12 protein-coding genes are annotated in these 16,630 nt (G+C 52.0%); 5 read left to right on the top strand and 7 right to left on the bottom strand.

The genetic code is table 11. The annotated features are described in order from the left end of the window. The first annotated feature begins 298 nt into the window (after positions 1-298). A complete protein-coding gene (locus K7X24_RS17900) occupies positions 299-1,420 on the top strand; it encodes a cupin domain-containing protein (RefSeq protein WP_224556425.1) in 1,122 nt (373 codons plus the stop codon). A gap of 299 nt (positions 1,421-1,719) precedes the next feature. Beyond that, positions 1,720-2,856: a lipase family protein gene (locus K7X24_RS17895; protein WP_224556423.1), complete on the top strand. Its 1,137-nt coding sequence runs from the start codon at positions 1,720-1,722 to the stop codon at positions 2,854-2,856. Between the two features lie 44 nt (positions 2,857-2,900). Here K7X24_RS17895 and K7X24_RS17890 read toward each other — a convergent pair whose 3' ends face one another. The 6 genes from K7X24_RS17890 to K7X24_RS17865 all read right to left on the bottom strand — a co-directional run bounded on the left by K7X24_RS17890 (position 2,901) and on the right by K7X24_RS17865 (position 10,940). Next, positions 2,901-4,094: an ABC transporter permease gene (locus tag K7X24_RS17890; RefSeq protein ID WP_103161876.1), complete on the bottom strand. Its 1,194-nt coding sequence runs from the start codon at positions 4,092-4,094 to the stop codon at positions 2,901-2,903. Continuing rightward, positions 4,088-5,203, bottom strand: a complete 1,116-nt coding sequence (locus K7X24_RS17885) for an ABC transporter permease (protein WP_224556421.1) — start codon at positions 5,201-5,203, stop codon at positions 4,088-4,090. Before K7X24_RS17885 ends, K7X24_RS17890 begins: the two co-directional genes overlap by 7 nt. Next, complete coding sequence (locus K7X24_RS17880) at positions 5,203-6,201, bottom strand: HlyD family secretion protein (RefSeq protein WP_103160160.1); 999 nt, start codon at positions 6,199-6,201, stop codon at positions 5,203-5,205. Before K7X24_RS17880 ends, K7X24_RS17885 begins: the two co-directional genes overlap by 1 nt. Then, the gene (locus K7X24_RS17875; protein WP_039491657.1) at positions 6,198-7,619 is read right to left on the bottom strand and encodes a TolC family protein; all 1,422 of its coding nucleotides are present in this window, start codon (positions 7,617-7,619) and stop codon (positions 6,198-6,200) included. The genes K7X24_RS17880 and K7X24_RS17875 overlap by 4 nt, the downstream gene beginning before the upstream one ends. Before the next feature lie 366 nt (positions 7,620-7,985). After that, positions 7,986-9,425, bottom strand: coding sequence for an aspartate ammonia-lyase (aspA, locus tag K7X24_RS17870; protein ID WP_039491656.1), 1,440 nt, complete (start codon positions 9,423-9,425; stop codon positions 7,986-7,988). A gap of 519 nt (positions 9,426-9,944) precedes the next feature. Beyond that, positions 9,945-10,940 carry a LysR family transcriptional regulator gene (locus K7X24_RS17865; RefSeq protein WP_039491652.1) on the bottom strand — a complete coding sequence of 332 codons (996 nt, stop codon included), beginning with the start codon at positions 10,938-10,940 and terminating at the stop codon, positions 9,945-9,947. Between the two features lie 727 nt (positions 10,941-11,667). Between K7X24_RS17865 and K7X24_RS17860 the strand changes: the two genes are divergently transcribed. From K7X24_RS17860 to K7X24_RS17850, 3 genes are read left to right on the top strand one after another with little or no spacing between them, the layout of a single operon-like run. Next, the gene (locus K7X24_RS17860) at positions 11,668-13,188 is read left to right on the top strand and encodes an OmpA family protein (RefSeq protein WP_224556418.1); all 1,521 of its coding nucleotides are present in this window, start codon (positions 11,668-11,670) and stop codon (positions 13,186-13,188) included. A gap of 16 nt (positions 13,189-13,204) precedes the next feature. Beyond that, entirely contained in the window at positions 13,205-14,848 is a 1,644-nt protein-coding gene (locus K7X24_RS17855; protein ID WP_224556415.1) for a hypothetical protein, read from the top strand. Beyond that, positions 14,845-15,675, top strand: coding sequence for a hypothetical protein (locus K7X24_RS17850; RefSeq protein ID WP_224556412.1), 831 nt, complete (start codon positions 14,845-14,847; stop codon positions 15,673-15,675). Before K7X24_RS17855 ends, K7X24_RS17850 begins: the two co-directional genes overlap by 4 nt. 194 nt (positions 15,676-15,869) lie before the next feature. Here the strand turns inward: K7X24_RS17850 and K7X24_RS17845 are convergent, their stop codons facing one another. Then, positions 15,870-16,205: a hypothetical protein gene (locus K7X24_RS17845; RefSeq protein WP_224556409.1), complete on the bottom strand. Its 336-nt coding sequence runs from the start codon at positions 16,203-16,205 to the stop codon at positions 15,870-15,872. Positions 16,206-16,630: the final 425 nt, after the last annotated feature.

Raw genomic sequence — 16,630 nt, 5'->3', positions numbered from 1 at the left:
TTAGGTATCTGTGTATGCTGAATAAAAAATTCTAAATTTTATTAAATAAAGAAAATATTAAATTGGTATGATGTTTTTCGGTTAATGTATATCGTTTAAGTGAGCGAGCTACTTCTCAAGTAGTGGTACATTATTAATGTCGTTGAAGCTCGTTTTTAGAAATAGTAGGGACATTTCTCTGCTATGGCTGTCTTCATTTTTACCTTATTAAACACCCGCCTATTGACCCATGACAAGGTAGCTCTGGTGCCATCTTCTTTATAATCACACCCGTTTGTCTTCTCACTGGTGTGAACGTATGGTTTATCAACTTAATCTTAACTGGCCCGAATTCTTAGAAAAATACTGGCAAAAACAACCTGTTGTATTGAAGAACGCTTTCCCGAATTTTGTCGATCCAATTACGCCGGATGAGCTGGCGGGTCTGGCGATGGAACCGGAAGTCGATAGTCGTTTGGTCAGCCATAAAAATGGTCAGTGGCAGGCCAGCAACGGGCCGTTTGAGCATTTTGATAATTTGGGTGAAACCGGTTGGTCGCTGCTGGCTCAGGCGGTGAACCACTGGCATGCGCCGTCTGCTGAACTCGTGAGTCCGTTCCGCGTGTTGCCAGACTGGCGTCTGGACGACCTGATGATCTCCTTTTCCGTACCGGGCGGCGGCGTGGGTCCGCATATCGATCAGTATGATGTCTTCATCATTCAAGGGATGGGCAGCCGTCGTTGGCGTGTAGGTGACAAGCTGCCGATGCGTCAGTTCTGCCCGCATCCAGCACTGCTGCATGTCGATCCCTTCCCACCGATTATTGATGAAGATCTTGAGCCGGGCGACATTCTCTATATTCCGCCAGGCTTCCCGCACGATGGTTTCACTCATGAAACCGCGCTCAACTACTCGGTAGGGTTCCGTGGGCCGAACGGCAGAGACTTAATCAGCAGCTTCGCTGACTACGTGCTGGAGAACGACCTCGGCGGTGAGCACTATAGCGATCCTGATTTGACCTGTCGGGAGCATCCTGGCCGGGTTGAAGCGTATGAGTTTGACCGTCTGCGCGAGATGATGATCGACGTAATTAATCAGCCGGAAGCACTGAAAGCGTGGTTCGGTCGTTTTGTGACGACGCCGCGCCACGAGCTGGATATCGCTCCGGCGGAACCGCCTTACGAGCAGGATGAGATTGTGGGCGCGCTGATGGACGGTAGCGTGTTGACACGTTTGAGCGGGCTGCGCGTTCTGGAAGTAGGCGGTAGCTACTTCATCAATAGCGAACGGCTGGACACGGTCGATCCGAAAACGGCTGATGCATTGTGTCGCTACACCGTTCTCGGTAAACAAGAGCTGGGCGAGGCGCTGAAGAATCCGGCCTTTGTGACCGAATTAACCGCGCTGGTTAATCAGGGTTACTGGTTCTTCGACGAATAAACTCCTTTCTCTTTAGCGGCTTCCTGGCACGTATGGCATGACGTGCCTCGGGAGCCGCACACTATCATTCGAATGGTTCGCTGCATCAAAAGCGTATAGATTCGTCCTGTTAACATTCGACTATCAGCCTGATGTCAGCCGCGCCAATGTAAAGATCGGAATGGTGTTAACTTGTCTTGCCTAATAATCAGTTAGCTATTGAATTTATTGATAAAAAAATAAACCCATCACGTCCAGAAATCCATAATTGGACTATCTTTTAGAGTGATACTTATACTAAATAACTCTGGAGAGATGTCATGTTTCATTTGCCTAAAATAAAGCCCTATCCCTTAGCGTTAAGTCTCATTATATCAGCCTGTGTGGTGGCACCGTTTTCTTTCGCAGATACGAAGGCGCCAGGCACGCTAGTAAAAAAAGTACAGTTGGGTGAAGAGTATGGCTTAATGGAGGCCGCCGATCAGTATCGGATCCAGTATCACTCTCGAAGTGGTGTGGATGGCAAAAGTCCACGGGACGACACCGGTGCCGTTTTCATCCCTAAAGGTGAGACGCCAGAAGGTGGCTGGCCAGTCGTAGTATGGACGCATGGAACGATCGGTGTGGCGGCGGCCTGCGCACCGTCTCTCAATCCACGTTCAGCGCGGGATGCGCAGTATTTAAATACCTGGTTGTCGTTGGGGTTTGCCATTGTTGCACCGGACTACGCGGGGCTTGGATCTGATGGGCTGCATCACTATCTCAATTCACGAGGCGAGGCATGGAGTGTGTTGGATAGCGTAACAGCATCGCTGAGTACATTCCCGTTGCGTAATCAGTTAACGCTTGTCGGCCAGTCACAGGGGGCGCATGCGGCCTTTGCGACAGCGGGCTACCAACCGGATTATGCACCGAACCTGCGTATCATATCGACGGTATTGACCGGAACGCCCTATTTTGACGACAAAACCTCTGCGGCAGATCTTTTTGCTGGGGAAAGTGGAGAGGGCGGCGATCCGAAAATCCCTTATGTGATGTATATCTATCTCTCGGCGGCCGATATGAATAAAGAGCTTAAGGTTGATGATTATTTCACACCGAAAGCCGCTGCGGTTGTCGCTGACGCGCGTAAAATGTGTATCGGCGAGCTGACGCAAAAAGTGATGGCCGAGGGGCTGAATGCGAAGAATAGCCTGAAGCCTGCGATCCAGGAATTGCTGGATAGTCAAACCGCGAGTTTGCGCTATAACACACTCAAGATTAATCAACCTGTCTTCATCGGGATTGGGACCAGTGACATTAACGTACCTACAAAGATGCAGCGTCACTTTGCGGAAGATGTCATTAGCGCAGGGACGTCAGCAGAGGTGCATGAATATAAAGGCATGAACCACAGTGAAACGGTTAACGTTTCACTACGTAATTCGGCCCCTTTTGTGTGGTCGGCAAAACCGTAAACCTCTTGCCCCGGCGTACCTGTCGGGGCATTCATTTTTAATGTTCAATAATGTGCCAGACATCGACGCGCGGCCTGATTTTCTCGGCGGTATTGCCGCTGCCGATACGCTAACATTCCCCACGCCAGCAGGCCGTACAACGCGGCCAACATCCACAAATGCCACCAAAATGCACCAATTTGTGCAAAGTCAGCGCCCATCTGATTAAGACGCAATATTCCCTGAATCGTGAAGACGGCGGGCACCCACTGTGCAAGCCAGTTCAGAGGCGCGGGGATCATCTCCACGGGCCAGATAAAGCCAGAAAGAAAGACGATAGGGATAGAAGACAGCAGCACTGCCTGACTGGGAAGATCTTTACGTGTAAAAGCCGCTCCTAGTACTACGCCGAGCCACAGCGTTGAGAGCAGAAAGGGCAGCGCAAACAGCAGTAGTTGGCTCATGCTGGCTTCGCGTGCAATGCCGTAGGCATCAAGACAAAAACCGAGCATGTAGAGCAGTGAGAGCAGGTAGGCACCGCCAACGACCAGCGTGCGGGCCAGCAGCAAACGCCACGGTGTCGCGTATTGCCAGTAGCGAACCTCGCCAGATCGCGTGCGCTGATTTTGTCCGGCCCCGAGCAGGCCGCATCCCATTAGCAAAATCTGGTGCAGTATCAGCATGAAAACACCGGGAACCACGTAATCGACATAGCCCATGGTGGGATTAAATACCGGCACAGCATTCAGCGAGGCTGCCTGCCACTGTGAGCTGGCGGCGGGGATGCCTTTTCCCTGAGCAAGCAGCCGTGCGATTTTAACCTGTGCACCCGCGGTGCTGCCGGCTGTCGCCAGAGACTGCGCGATCGCGCCGTAGATCAGGAAGTAGCTGGCATCTGCCGAGTAGCTGACCGTGACGCTTTTCCCTTGCATGATATCGCGGTAGAAGTGGCGTGGAATATAGAGGATCCCTTTTGCCTCGCCATGCAGAAGCAGCGTTTTTGCTTCATCCAGCGTATTGCGCTGTGCTACCAGATGTACTTCCGGTGTGGAATCGGCCATAAACGCCAGACGACGCGAGAGCTGGGTGCCATCTTCATCAACCAGCACCACCGGCAGTTCACGTGGCGTCTGGGCGAGGTAAGGGCGCGGATAGAGAAAGGAATAGAGCAGAATCCCACCGAACAGGGTGAGTAAGATCGTCGGATCGCGTAGTAAACTGCGCAACTCAAACCGGATGAGTTTAGCGAAGGTCAGCATGCTGCCTCCTTGTCACCTGGCCGATAGCACCACAGCGTGAGCGGTAGCAGCAGCCAGAATAGGGCGAGCGCCGCCAGCGCAGGTGCGATCTGAATGAGTCTGGCACCGTAGCTGGTGATGGCAATCGCGATATCACCGTAGTGGGCGACGGGCAGCAGCTGTCGCCAGAACATGGCGAAGGTCTCCATTGCCGCGGCCGGAAAGGTGATGCCCATGAACGCCAGTCCGGGGGCCATTAACGCCCCGACGATGGAAACGGCGCGTGCCGGATCGCGGATCAGCGCATAGAAGGCCATGCCCAGCGCGACGCAGGCGCCAGCGGTCACGCCGATCGAGACAAATAGCAGCAGCGCTGAACCGTTGAGCGGGTAATTAAGCAGGCTATACAGCGCATAGCTCCAGACGCCACCCCATGCCCAGCCGATCAGCCAGTGCGTCAGGAATTTAGATCCGATGGCGGCGCGGTTCTCCGGTTCCCAGCGTGTTCCGCGTCGATCCTCTCGAGCCAGCGTATTCAGGCCGTATAGCGCAAGCAGAATCGACCAGATCGAGGGGATAATCGCGTTCAGCAAGAACTGGGCGTAGTTGGAGTTTTGATTAAACAGCGCGGTAATCTGTCCACCAATCGGCACTGCCAGCCCTTTGGCTTCGGGAACGGCTGCACCCTGAGCCAGCGCCTGCACCACGGCGATCTGCCCGTTGAACGTCCCCGCTACCAACGTTAGTGAGCTGTTAATGACTTTGGCAATCAGCACAAACTGCCCGTTATTCCAGGCGGTGATAGTGGGTGATGTTCCCTGACGGATATCACGCTCAAAGTGACGTGGGATCACGACCAGCGCGTAGATCTCGCCGCCGCGCAATGACGTTGCGCCTTCCGCGACTGTCGAGAATTGATGATTCAGGTTGAAAGAGGGGGAAGCATGTAGCTCTCTGGCAAATTGGCGCGACATCGTGCTGTTATCCAGATCGATCAGGCCGATGGGGAGTTCACGGACAATCGCGCCGGATAGCGTCCACCAGGCAATCAGCATGGTGATAAGCGGCAACCAGAGCGCTAAAGCCATCCCCCAGCGGTCACGCCACAGCGCCCTCCATTCGCGCATCATCACAGTTCTACCAGTGCGCTCATGCCAACGCGCAGCCCGCTAATTGGTTGAATCGGACGCGCCTCCACTTCGAATGTCCGCATATCGAATCCTTGTCGGGTATCTGTTGCGCGCCACGTGGCGAAATCCCCCATGACGGAAACGTAAGACACCTTAAACCGGAATGTCTGGTTGTTCAGCGCTGGAATGCGCGCCTCAAACTCGGTACCCATCGTAAAGCGCTCAAGGAGATCTTCGCGTACCGCCAACTGAATCCAGATGTCGCTCATGTCCAGCAGCGTAACCACGGGAAAGCCCTGTGGCGCAATTTCGCCGTTGCGCAGCAGCACATTGCTGACTTCGCCGGTGTGTGGGCTGACGACGCGCGCCTCTGCCAGATAGGCTTCCACTTCTGCCACGGAGCCGGCGGCCATGCGGACTTTCTCCTCTGCCGCTGCCTGTGTTTCTTTGCGTGTGCCTTCCAGCGCCATTTGATATTCCTGCCACGCCATCCCCTCGGTATAGCGGGCGGCATCCCATGAGGCTTTGGCTTCATCCCGTTTTTGCAGCGGTAGCACGCCTTCCTGATAGAGATTCTGCACGCGCAGATAGGTCTTATGGCTTAGCTCCGAACCGGCTTTGGCTTTTTGCCACTGATCTTTTGCCGCGGCGATTTGCTGCTCACGCGCGCCTTTTTTGGCCTCCAGCGCCACTGCGCCTGCTGCGGCTTCACCCGCTTTCGCCTGTTCCAGCTTCGCGTCCAGTTCCGGTGTCAGGAGCGTAAAGACGAGATCGCCAACGTCGAGCTGCTGGCCTTTTTCTACCCGTACATCAGCAATACGGCCCGGCACTTTGGAAGACACCGAATACTGCTGCGCTTCGATTTGTCCCTGTAGCCGTATCGGTTCGGGCTGATAGGCGAGCCAGAAGCGATAGGCTATCCAGACAATCACAATCAACAGGACGGCCTGAAGGATCCATTTGCGTTTCGAACGCGAAGAAGCGGGGGGCTGTGTCATGGCGTCACCTGTATGGCGTACTGAGTCTGGTAGTCAGAGAAGCGGTTTATCTGGCCGGAAATCGCCATCAATCTGGCGATGGAAACCACGTAACGATAGGCGGCGGAGGCGCGTTGCGTCTTGGCTCCGGCTAGCTGGTTTAGTGCATCCACGACGTCCAGCGAGGTAGACATGCCTTGCATAAACGCCTTGTTGCGTAGCTGGACATTCTCCTCGGCCAGCTTTTCTGTCGAAGACAGGGAATTGAACTCTTCCAGCGCCAGTTGGGCTTCTCGCCACGTGCTCTCGACCACTATCTCAAGGTTTTGCCGCATATCAGCTTCCAGATGGTTAACCTGCATTTCTGCGCTTTTTGCGGCGGCGATATTATCTGAACGGCCTTCACGGCTGATGAGCGGCACAGAAACGCCGACGCCCACCATCCAGTCCGGCGTGGTTCTTGCCGCTAGCGTATCCTGTTCATAGAGTTGATAGTTGCCGAAAAGAAACACGTCAGGGGCGTATTTGGCGCGTTCAATACGGATAAGATCCTTAGCCTGATCGCGCTTGGCAGAAAGCACCTTTAAGCCGGGATGCGTGTTGAGCGTTTTTTTCACCAACGCAGGCAGTTCGGGGAGCGTCTTGTTGACGAACAGCGAAGAAGAGGGCGTTGCGCCTTCGGTCTTGATCAGCTTTGCGAAGACCATTTCGGTCGTCTCCATACTGCGCCGCGCCTTTTGTGTTTCGATACGCGCCATGTCATAAGCAGATTGGGCGGACAGCACCTCGACTCGGGCGATTTGGCCTTGCGCCTCCAGCTTGCGAGCGTGGTCATAGTGCTGCGCCATACCTTTCTCTATATCCTGACGCGTCTTCATCACCTGATGTGCCATCACCACGCCGTAGTAAGTCTGTGCCAGCGCCTCAAACTGCGCCAGCGTGCGGACGATCAGCATCTGCTCAGCCTCATTGACCTGCGCAGCACGGATAGACTGTGCTGCATCAATCCGGCCTCCGGTAAATAACGGCCAGACGACCTGAACGGAACTGGTAACGACATTTTGTTCTGTGAAGCGGGTGACGAAGGGATTGCCGCTAATATTAATCAGCTGATTTAGCGCGGCGAAGATGTCTCGGTGATTCGACAGCGGGTTTAAGTCGCGCGCATCCAGTTCGACAGGCTTATCGAGGCGCGTATAGCTTGCGCCCACGTTGACCTGCGGCCAATAGAGACCTTTGGCGGATTCCTGCAAGAACTGCGCGCGATCGACCCCAGCGTGTTCGGCGGCAATACTGTCATCGCTTTGCAGCAGGCGGACCCAGGCCTGATTAAACGAGATGGTTTGCCCAAATGCCGTGGACGACCAGCACTGCAACAGCAGCAGTGCTACGGGGAAATAAGCCAGAAGCCGAGTATTGCCGTATGTTAATCGAGGCATGCCAAGTGAAATCATCCTTTTACCCAAATGCCGCCAAATTGATAAAAATAAGCCCGCGGCAAAAAGCACAAGGCTTGTCTGTTTGCATATCGTGAGAATGGCTGTAAAAAATGTGTCTAACGTCAGGTAAACAAACCGCGTATTGGGGGTGATGTATTCCGTATTATTTTCGGAGATGATTTAGTGTTGGTCTAAATCCCCAATTATTCAAATAATATAAGGGGTTAAATTGGAAAAATTATTGGAAGGGGAATAGTACCTGTGGTGCCGGACTTTATGATGTAAATAACGATGATTATTTTCTAATAAATAATGAGTCGGAAAAGGCCCAGGTTGTCCCCGGGCCAGCGTGACAGCAAACGAGAGTTAAACGGCTTCGTTTTCGTCGGTGTAGCGTTTGGCTTTATAGGCTGGGTGCATCAGGTTCTGGATGGAGAAAATGTCGTCCAGCTGTTCTTCGGTGAGCAGGCCGCGCTCCAGCACGACTTCACGCACGCTCTTACCGGTTTCGGCACAGATTTTCCCAACGATATCACCGTTGTGGTGGCCGATGAACGGGTTCAGGTAGGTCACGATACCGATAGAGTTGAAGACGTAAGCTTCACACACGTCTTTGTTGGCGGTGATGCCGTCGACGCATTTTTCCAGCAAGTTGTAGCAGGCATTAGACAGAATCTGGATGGATTCGAACATCGCTTGTCCGATAACCGGTTCCATCACGTTCAACTGCAATTGACCCGCTTCTGCCGCCATGGTGACGCAGGTATCGTTGCCGATGACTTTGAAGCACACCTGATTGACCACTTCTGGTACGACTGGGTTAACTTTGGCTGGCATGATGGACGAGCCCGCCTGCAATTCCGGCAGGTTGATTTCGTTCAGGCCAGTGCGCGGGCCAGAAGACAGCAGGCGCAGGTCGTTACAGATCTTCGACAGTTTTACCGCTACACGTTTCAGGGCGCTGTGCATCATCACGTAAGCACCGCAGTCGGAGGTGGCTTCGATCAGGTCTTCAGCCGGTACGCAAGGCAGGCCGCTGACTTTTGCCAGATGTTGAACGGCCAGCTTTTGGTACTCATCTGGCGTGTTCAGGCGCGTACCGATGGCGGTGGCGCCAAGGTTCACTTCCAGCAGCAGCTCGGCGGTGCGCAGCAGGTTACGGTTTTCTTCTTTCAGCAGCACGTTGAACGCGTGGAATTCCTGACCGAGGGTCATCGGCACGGCGTCCTGCAACTGGGTACGGCCCATTTTCAGGATGTTTTCGAACTCTTTCGCTTTGCGCTCAAAGCCATCGCTCAACTGGGTAATCGCTTCAACCAGTTTCAGGATGGAGGTGTACACCGCGATACGGAAGCCAGTCGGGTAGGCATCGTTGGTGGACTGGCATTTGTTCAGGTGGTCGTTCGGGTTCAGATACTGGTATTCACCTTTCTGGTGACCCATCAGTTCTAAACCGATATTCGCCAGCACTTCGTTGGTGTTCATGTTGACTGACGTACCCGCACCGCCCTGATAGACATCGACAGGGAATTGGTCCAGACATTTACCGTTATTCAGCACTTCATCACAGGCTTGCAGGATGGTATCGGCAATTTTACGTGGGATGGTTTGCAGTTCTTTATTCGCCAGCGCGGCCGCTTTTTTTACCATCACCATGGCGCGGACAAATTCTGGAATATCGCTGATGGTGCTAGTGCTGATATAAAAGTTCTCAATTGCACGCAGCGTATGGATACCATAATAGGCATCAGCAGGGACTTCACGGGTACCTAACAGGTCTTCTTCAATACGGATATTCGTAGACATGGTTCCTCTTCCTTTTTTCTTGTTCGATGTACATAGCATCGTTTTCAATATTAAGACTATGATTTTTTTAGGGTTTGTTTTTCCTGTTTTTTGATTTTCAGGTAACACCAACCCATCACGATTTTTATAAAATCATGACTAAAAAGCGTTCTCGGGGAGACGAACATGGAATTAGCATTGTTAAATGGCTAGTGGTGGATATATTCCTCCATTATTCTGTCTCCCAATCGTTAATAGTTATACCCGTCATACTTCAAGCTACATGTGCGTTGGCTACGCTACTCGGCACACTTGCGTGTGCCTCGCCCCGTTGGGGCCGCTGCAAGCAGCGTTCAAACCTGCCTATGGCAGGTTTGTCAGTCACCCGAATCACTTACCTGAGTAAGCTCATCGGGATTCTCTCTCTTGCCGCGTTATTCGGCCTTGTGGCCTCACCCCTTCGGGGTCAACGCTTTGCGTTGTTCAAAACGCTAACGTTTTGTCCTGCAACTCGAATTATTTAGGGTATATCCCTAATGGCTATTCCGTATTATCTGGGTTGATCTCAACCAGCTTTTCTATTCCACGGTTCAGCGTTTTCAATTTCGGAATAAATACGGTTTTAATAATGTCATGTGTGACATCGCACGCTTCTTCAAAGAAGGCGCTGTATTCATCACGGTGCCCGACAATATAAAGCGAGCGCTTGATATTCACTGGTTCCGGCATATGCGTCAGCACCTCGCGGGAATGTGCAACGGATTGCAGGAAACTGAGCGGGGTGGTTACCGCCCAACCGATACCTGCCGCTACCATCGACGTTAAGGTATCCGCATTATCAAATTCGAGCATGTTCGGCACGCGGACATCGATGCGGCGCAGGTAGCGCTCAATCTGCATCCCAATCTGCGAGTTCCGGTTAAAGCGCACCAGCGGCAGCGCTGAGGAAAGCTCGCGTATGTCCTCAACCGTTTTGATGCGTTTGCGGTAATCCGGTGGCGTGATAATGAAATAGCCTTCGGAAAACAGCTGATGACGCACCACGCTATCGCTGTCGATCAACGGGTCGCTGGTGACGATCAGATCCAGCTCGCGGCGCATTAGCGCTTCACCCTGTTGCGGGCTGAGCCCGGTACGAATCAGCAATTGCGATGAACTCTTCATCAAACTCTTGGTAAACACCGAACCGCAGGTGATGGCAAACGAATCTACCAGGCCGATACGCAAATCGGGTTTGATCCCTTTCCCCGCCTCCAGCACCTGTGCCTTCAGATTAGCAATCTCCTCCGTCAGGATCTCTCCGCGGTTTTTCAACGCAATGCCGTAGGGCGTCAGAACAAAGGGGCGACGAGCTCGGTTAACCAATTTGACGCCGAAATCTTCTTCCAATAACCGGATCGTTTGCGAAATGGCAGAGGGCGTCAGGCCTAACCGCGCGGCGGCTGCCGTCATGCTTCCTGCTTCCGCCATCGTCACAAAAACATAGACGGCGTACATATCGATCGATTTATTGGCGGACACTGTGCGTTTAACCATATGAGTTTGCCTACGCTGCAAGGTGAATGTCGTCGAAATATGAAGCGTTAGTCTATCTCATCTCGCTGACTACGACCTCGCTAACTGATGTCAGAATAGTCGGCTAACTTCAGAAAAAATACAGGTCGCGTCACTGATTAATTTTTTCTTATTTCTAGCTTTAGCGGATCTGAAGATATGGCTGATAGGGATTTTACTGCATGAAATTGCATAGAGAAGTGCAGGGGATCCCAACAAAAATGGGGTCGTATTTTTAGTGGATAGATACTGTTATTGAGAAAAAATGAGTAAGTGAAATGTGATGGGCAACAAAAGCATGGTTTTTTTAAGATGACAAAAAATGCATCTGTATTTCAATGAGCTAAGTTGGGATGCACCCCCTTTAACCGTTTGTTGACACCTTTGTTACGATACGAAATACTCTCTCTCGGATTTACATCCATAGGCGTGAGTTTCTTAATTTTTCACGCTGATTCAATAAGATAAATATAAAAACTGATTTCGTACCTTGCCTGCTTTGTTCATATTGGGTGGCGGTTAGGTGTGGAAAAAATAATGACGAATTAATTAATCGTTCTGATTATTGAGAAAACGCTACGGTGGGATATTTCACTGCGCTTGGCGGGTTTTCTCAGAAAATGACATAAGAATTTGTTAATTAAGGGATAAAAATTTCGCTTGCTGGGATTTTTCGCGTTTCGGGATGGTTAAGGATGAGGGGTATGGAGTGAAGCATTATCAAGTCAGAAGAATTAGCCTGCTTACAGCCATTGTAACTCTGACAACGAGCTGTGCGACCTTGCATGATGCTGGCCGCAGCTATGGTACGGCGATTGGCTGTATTGGTGGCGCTGCGTTAGGCGGCGGCATTACCTATCTGGTGACTGGTGATGCCAAGAAAGCCGTGGCGGGAGGGCTGTTAGGAGGTGCTGCTGGTTGTGCATTAGGGAACGTTTGGCAGAACCGTGAGGAAGCGCTGGCAAAAATTGCTCAGGAAGAGAATATCGCGATGACAACGCGTTCTCTGCAATCTCAGGAAAAAAGCGGTACGGCAACCGTAGGGCTAGTGGCTCAGGTCCAGGATAGTGGTATGTTCGATACCAATAGTGCTCAGCTTTCTACGGACGGATTGCGACAGGTCAAAAAGATTGCTACAGCGATGAAAGAGGGAGACCAAAGCGGTGTCATTCTGGTTGTAGGGCATACGGATGCCACTGGGAGTGCAGAATGGAACCAGCGTCTTTCAGAACAGCGTGCGCAGAATGTCGGCCGAGTGCTTGAACAAGCTGGCCTGAGTGCGCAGAAACTTTACTTCCAGGGGGCGGGTTCCGCGCGTCCGGTGGCCGACAACACTACGGTAACGGGGCGGACTGCCAATCGTCGGGTCGAGATTGTAGGCCTGGCAAATGAAATTCTGTTAAAACAGAGGCTTGAGCAGGAGGGCAGTAATCTTGCTTATCTGCGTTATGGCACGGCTGAGCAGGCTACGTCGATCGCTAGTGCTTCCTCTACATCAAGCCGTAAGCCGAAACCAGCCACATCATCTTCAAATCGTAAAGCAGAACCAACTCGTAAAGTCGAAACGCAGACGGCGGAGGTAACGCCATCAGCCCCACCATCGCCGTCAGGTGCGCCGGCCATGAAGAAAACCGCCGAGCCAGCCAACAGCCAGCGCTTTGTTGATTTTGGCGGGCAGCCAGTCAATTCCTCCACGCCTGTTCTGGCGGCGAGCCTCAAGCCACGCAGCAGCGGGTTTAGCCTGATTCCAGAAGCGAATGCCAGCAGCATGCTAAAAAGCTGTGTAGCAGATCATGTGCGCGTCAGTGGACAAGCCAAAAATCTGGCTAGCGGGAAAGCGGTTGAAACCCACGAGACCCGAGAATATCTGCCGGGCATGAATGGTCGAGCCTGGGCGGGGTTAGTGAATAATCATCTGGTTACGCTCTCGCCCGTTAAGGTACTGAGTGATAACGCCACGGTGGTGGAAAATCCGAAGGTGTATGTCACACGCGATTACCAGTCCAAAGGCAACCGTAAAGCTGATGCGCCATTAAATGCGATGGCGAACGCGTGGGAGGGCGAAGACAGCATTCTGTATCGGGTTTATTTGCAAGATGAAACACAACAGGCGCTTTCCTGTGTAGATTTACTGGTGTCGAAAAAGGCCAGTAAGGCGCAGCAAGGGCAACTGTTCTACAGCAATCACAACAAAGAATACATCGCGAGCTACACCCCAATGCGTAGTTAATTAAAAGGTATTGAGTATGGAATTATTTCAAAGCATCGCCGAGGCGATTTCGCTTTATCGCTACATCTTCTGGCCATTATTGGCACTAATGACGTTGGTACTGGTCTTTATTCGCTGGTGGGATCAGGTCAGCTACTTTTTCCTTAACCTGATGAGCAGCTTGCCGCTGATTGGCCACGTGTCCCGTTTGTCCCGTGCGAATGAACCGCGTCGTCAAGGCACGGGTAAACTGGCTTGGTATCCGGCGGAAGAGGCTATTTGCGCCAAATATTGGCAGTATTATAAAACCTCTAATCTGGATGCCGATTTTTACCTGCGTTGTGTCAACTACCTGAATAAGGTGGATGAACGAGGTCGCAAACCGACAGGCGTCATCTTGTGGGGTTGCAGTGTGGTGTTAGTTCTGCTCGAAGCCTTTATTTTCGCTTTGGTACTCTCGCCGTTTATCGCGAGTAACATTTCTGCCAATCAGGCAGAGTTCTCGGCGATTGTCATCTCCGTTCTGATTGGTGTGGTGCTGGTGCCAGCTACCCACCTGATGGGATCCGAACTGCATAAAAACACGCTGCTGAAAAAGATCCGTTACTGGTATTCAGAAGCGCGTCATAGCGGCTCTGCGAAAGGGTTGAGCAAGAACCACGAAATCTCGCTGGAAAATACCCGTCTGGATGACAACGATCCGAACTACATCCAGATGTTGAACCGCGTAACGCACAATGTTCACGTTAAGCCGCAGTACTGGGCAACGGCAGTTGCATTGGCGCTGGTTATTTTCTTCTCTGTTGGTGCCTATCTGGTACGTGCGGCGACCATCAATGCGATGGATACTCAGGCGGTGAATGGTTCGCCGTTCTCACAAGTCGTTCAAGCGAGTGATGCTTCCCCGTTTGACCTCCCAACTGGTGCGGCGGCGGATAATGCCAGAGCGGATACGCAAGCGTCACAAGAAATCACGGACAACCGTGTATTCGCCTCCAAATTGACGTTCATTATTCTGTCCGTCATTTTTGTTGGTGTGCAGCTGATTGGTATTTTGATTGGTATTTATCGTTCGTTTGCTGGGATTGAATCCAAAGCCGCGGCGAAATATATCGGCAATTTTAGCGGCTCTGAAGAATTTGCATCATGGCACGCAATGCGGCGTGAACGTGTGGAGCGCGATGGGCAAGAAAAGCTGACTGCGTTGCAAAATCGCCTGATGATGAAGCGCACCAATGGCCAGAGTGAACCGCTTACTACGTTGCCGACGTTTGATGATTACATCAGCGGAAAGCTGCGTGATAAAGCGCGCTCTAACGCAGAGTTGAATGCACATTTACAGGCGACAAGTGAACCCGTACAGCCGAAGGCATCCATTGCTCAACCTGTCGTTCAGCCAATTGAGCCCGTGCCGGTTGAGGCCGTTAGCCAAGTAGCACCTGTACAGACGCCTCCTGTCGTTGACGTTGTCTCGGTAGCTCAGCCTGTGGCTGCGCCAGCCAGCACGGCAGAGACGGATGACGAGAAGCAGCGCATTCATGAACTGGGTGATTTGACGTTGTTTAGCGAGGAAGAGCTACAGTTAATTGCCGACGATTTGGGTCTGCCGTTGGCGTCCTTGCAGAAGCGTCAGCGCGTGCAGGCGTTGCTGAATAAGGCGCGTCCGAAGGAGAACGTATGAGGACGATACTCTCGCTGCTGTTGCTGGGGGTAGCCTGTATGTCGCAGGCCGCGGAACGTAACGATATCCCTAGTTGCTACAGTTTTGCCAAGCTGGAGCAACATCGCCCAACTGACAGCGGTCGGGAACTGGTGGTGATTGTCGACCAGACGGTCAAGGTGCCTGTTGACCTGAAAAAATCGATCTGGAATCAAGTCGTACGTTACGTACAGCCTGGCGATCATGTGGTGATGTATCAGTTCTCGGCGTTGTTGCAGGATAACTACATGAAGCGCGTTTTCGACGGCAAGCTGGAAATGCCGTTCACCGACCAGAAGGTGCGCAACAGTCTGGGTATGGATAGCCTGAAAGCACTGGATGGGTGTTTGGTGCAACAAACGCAGTTCTTTGCACAAACCATTGGGAAGAAGATGGCGGAAAGTTTCGCCGAGCGCGGTGATAACATCGCCAAAAGCGAAATCATGGATAGTCTTAAGCGCATTGGTGACGATCTGAAAGAAACGCCAGCAAGCAGTAAAACGGTCCTGTTGGTGTCCGACATGCTGGAAAACAGCGCATTTGGCAGCTTTTACAGCAATAACAGTATTCGTTTGCTTGAGCCGGAAAAAGAGCTGGCGCGTGCCAGCAAACAAAATCTGGTGGCAGATTTTGGCGGAGCGAATGTGTATATCGCGGGCGCAGGGCTGATTGATACGGATTCGAAAAACAATTATCGATCCGGCAAGATCATGCAGCAGCTTGAAGTCTTCTGGCGGCAATATTTTGCGGCTTCGAAAGCCACGGTAGTGAGCTTTGGCGCACCTGAACTCACGGTCGATCTGAAATAGTTTTTATCTGGCAGAAAAGCGCTAATGTATGAACGACATTAGCGCTTTTTTTATTTTCAACTGACCAGCATCACCGACATGGGTTACTTTTTTTATTCAGTTAATGGTAAGTGCCGTGCTTACTTCCTCTCCTTGAGAAAGAGAGGGTAAGGGGAGAGAATGATTGTCCCCTTATTTAGCATAAAGTATTGTTTTTACTGCGTAGTAAGAAGCGAATCGCCCACTGGTGTTGCTGTTCGAATGTGACGTTCCGCCTGTTCGCACATTTCCAGCAGTGCCGGAATCAGGTGCGCAGTGGCGTTGAGGCACGCACCGAGTTGACTGAGGCTCTCTTGCGGCAGTTCAACGTCATTTTGCAGCGTGTCGCCGAGGTAATGCAGGCCGTGGCACAGGCCTTCAACCGATTCGGCAGCAATCGCGCCGAGGTCGCAGAGCTGAACGTCATCCAACTGCGCGAAAGGCAGGCTGGCTATCAGATCGCGGAAAATAGTAATGGTGCTGTCAGCGGGTGTGGCGTGAGTGTCCGTCATGGTCATTTTTTCCTTGAGATAATTAAGTCCGCCACTACACAAGGTTCCAAATTCGGGTGGTGACACAGACAGGATTGGAACCCCGGCTCTCAAGAAGACCGGTCAACCTTGCGGTTGCCCTGCCTGCGTCACCGTAAAGAGTGTGCACGCAGCCCCTGAAAAAACAAAGTGTTTTTCAGTCTTGAGATATTCGGGGTTCCAAGCCCGGCTGCGGATGTTGCCGCAGCACAGAGACTCTATTCCAACGGCAAAAAACGTGAAAGAGGGTGGATGGATTTACAGTGGAATTACAGCGGATTTTGGAATGGTGCTCGCAGAAATGAGCTGAAAGCCCCATCGCTGGCAGATCGAGATACACAGGGCGACCACAGGGGTGAGGCGTCCCTGCGGGAACCTCCCCCTGTGTTTCCCCTAAAATGAGGTGG

The organism is Pectobacterium versatile, assembly GCF_020166435.1.
GTDB classification, from domain to species: Bacteria; Pseudomonadota; Gammaproteobacteria; order Enterobacterales; family Enterobacteriaceae; genus Pectobacterium; species Pectobacterium versatile.
Note: the sequence above shows the minus strand (reverse complement) of the source record. Positions and strands in the feature narration are given on the sequence as shown.

Bases quoted from the DNA above. Each gene is read 5' to 3' on its own strand.
- K7X24_RS17900 (WP_224556425.1), top strand. From the start codon at position 299: ATGGTTTATCAACTTAATCTTAACTGGCCCGAATTCTTAGAAAAATAC.
- K7X24_RS17895 (WP_224556423.1), top strand. From the start codon at position 1,720: ATGTTTCATTTGCCTAAAATAAAGCCCTATCCCTTAGCGTTAAGTCTC.
- K7X24_RS17890 (WP_103161876.1), bottom strand. From the start codon at position 4,094: ATGCTGACCTTCGCTAAACTCATCCGGTTTGAGTTGCGCAGTTTACTA.
- K7X24_RS17885 (WP_224556421.1), bottom strand. From the start codon at position 5,203: ATGATGCGCGAATGGAGGGCGCTGTGGCGTGACCGCTGGGGGATGGCT.
- K7X24_RS17880 (WP_103160160.1), bottom strand. From the start codon at position 6,201: ATGACACAGCCCCCCGCTTCTTCGCGTTCGAAACGCAAATGGATCCTT.
- K7X24_RS17875 (WP_039491657.1), bottom strand. From the start codon at position 7,619: ATGCCTCGATTAACATACGGCAATACTCGGCTTCTGGCTTATTTCCCC.
- aspA (WP_039491656.1), bottom strand. From the start codon at position 9,425: ATGTCTACGAATATCCGTATTGAAGAAGACCTGTTAGGTACCCGTGAA.
- K7X24_RS17865 (WP_039491652.1), bottom strand. From the start codon at position 10,940: ATGGTTAAACGCACAGTGTCCGCCAATAAATCGATCGATATGTACGCC.
- K7X24_RS17855 (WP_224556415.1), top strand. From the start codon at position 13,205: ATGGAATTATTTCAAAGCATCGCCGAGGCGATTTCGCTTTATCGCTAC.
- K7X24_RS17850 (WP_224556412.1), top strand. From the start codon at position 14,845: ATGAGGACGATACTCTCGCTGCTGTTGCTGGGGGTAGCCTGTATGTCG.
- K7X24_RS17845 (WP_224556409.1), bottom strand. From the start codon at position 16,205: ATGACGGACACTCACGCCACACCCGCTGACAGCACCATTACTATTTTC.